Source organism: Streptomyces ipomoeae 91-03, from assembly GCF_000317595.1.
Lineage (GTDB): Bacteria > Actinomycetota > Actinomycetes > Streptomycetales > Streptomycetaceae > Streptomyces > Streptomyces ipomoeae.
In genome coordinates this window covers 1-1819 of record NZ_AEJC01000239.1, presented here as the reverse complement: position 1 = coordinate 1819, position 1819 = coordinate 1, and the positions used below count along the sequence as shown (strand labels likewise).

Here is a 1819-nt window from a genome sequence, read left to right as displayed (position 1 = left end):
CCCGGGTCTGCATTCGATACGGGCAGACTGGAGTGTGGTAGGGGAGATCGGAATTCCTGGTGTAGCGGTGAAATGCGCAGATATCAGGAGGAACACCGGTGGCGAAGGCGGATCTCTGGGCCATTACTGACGCTGAGGAGCGAAAGCGTGGGGAGCGAACAGGATTAGATACCCTGGTAGTCCACGCCGTAAACGGTGGGAACTAGGTGTTGGCGACATTCCACGTCGTCGGTGCCGCAGCTAACGCATTAAGTTCCCCGCCTGGGGAGTACGGCCGCAAGGCTAAAACTCAAAGGAATTGACGGGGGCCCGCACAAGCAGCGGAGCATGTGGCTTAATTCGACGCAACGCGAAGAACCTTACCAAGGCTTGACATACGCCGGAAAACCCTGGAGACAGGGTCCCCCTTGTGGTCGGTGTACAGGTGGTGCATGGCTGTCGTCAGCTCGTGTCGTGAGATGTTGGGTTAAGTCCCGCAACGAGCGCAACCCTTGTTCTGTGTTGCCAGCACGCCCTTCGGGGTGGTGGGGACTCACAGGAGACTGCCGGGGTCAACTCGGAGGAAGGTGGGGACGACGTCAAGTCATCATGCCCCTTATGTCTTGGGCTGCACACGTGCTACAATGGCAGGTACAATGAGCTGCGAAGCCGTGAGGCGGAGCGAATCTCAAAAAGCCTGTCTCAGTTCGGATTGGGGTCTGCAACTCGACCCCATGAAGTCGGAGTTGCTAGTAATCGCAGATCAGCAGTGCTGCGGTGAATACGTTCCCGGGCCTTGTACACACCGCCCGTCACGTCACGAAAGTCGGTAACACCCGAAGCCGGTGGCCCAACCCCTTGCGGGAGGGAGCTGTCGAAGGTGGGACTGGCGATTGGGACGAAGTCGTAACAAGGTAGCCGTACCGGAAGGTGCGGCTGGATCACCTCCTTTCTAAGGAGCATCTAGCTGCCGCGAGGCAGCCAGAGCCACTACGCCAGCGAATGTCTGGCGGTGGTCAGCTCATGGGTGGAACGTTGATTATTCGGCACGGTCGGGACGGACCAGGCGCTAGTACTGCCCCTGCTGGGGGCGTGGAACGCTGATCTGGTCGGCTGACCGTGCCGGGCACGCTGTTGGGTGTCTGAGGGTGCGAGCGTTGCTCGCCCTTCACGATGCCGGCCCCGGTGCAGCACCGCGTGATGTGGTGTGTGACGGGTGGTTGGTCGTTGTTTGAGAACTGCACAGTGGACGCGAGCATCTGTGGCCAAGTTTTTAAGGGCGCACGGTGGATGCCTTGGCACCAGGAACCGATGAAGGACGTGGGAGGCCGCGATAGGCCCCGGGGAGTCGTCAACCAGGCTTTGATCCGGGGGTGTCCGAATGGGGAAACCCGGCAGTCGTCATGGGCTGTCACCCTTGCCTGAACACATAGGGCAAGTGGAGGGAACGCGGGGAAGTGAAACATCTCAGTACCCGCAGGAAGAGAAAACAACCGTGATTCCGGGAGTAGTGGCGAGCGAAACTGGATGAGGCCAAACCTATGGCGTGTGAGACCCGGCAGGGGTTGCGTCGTGGGGGTTGTGGGATCTCTTTTTCACGGTCTGCCGGCCGTGGGACGAGTCAGAAACCGTATGGATAGGCGAAGGACATGCGAAAGGTCCGGCGTAGAGGGTAAGACCCCCGTAGCTGAAATCTGTACGGCTCGTTGGAGAGACACCCAAGTAGCACGGGGCCCGAGAAATCCCGTGTGAATCTGGCGGGACCACCCGCTAAGCCTAAATATTCCCTGGTGACCGATAGCGGATAGTACCGTGAGGGAATGGTGAAAAGTACCCCGGG

Annotated in this window: 2 rRNA genes; both read left to right on the top strand. The window is 59.5% G+C overall.

Annotated elements, in window-relative coordinates:
• Window positions 1-931 (top strand): 16S ribosomal RNA (locus STRIP9103_RS15705); the annotation flags it as partial.
• 311 nt (window positions 932-1242) lie between these two features.
• Window positions 1243-1819, top strand: a 23S ribosomal RNA gene (locus STRIP9103_RS15700); the annotation flags it as partial.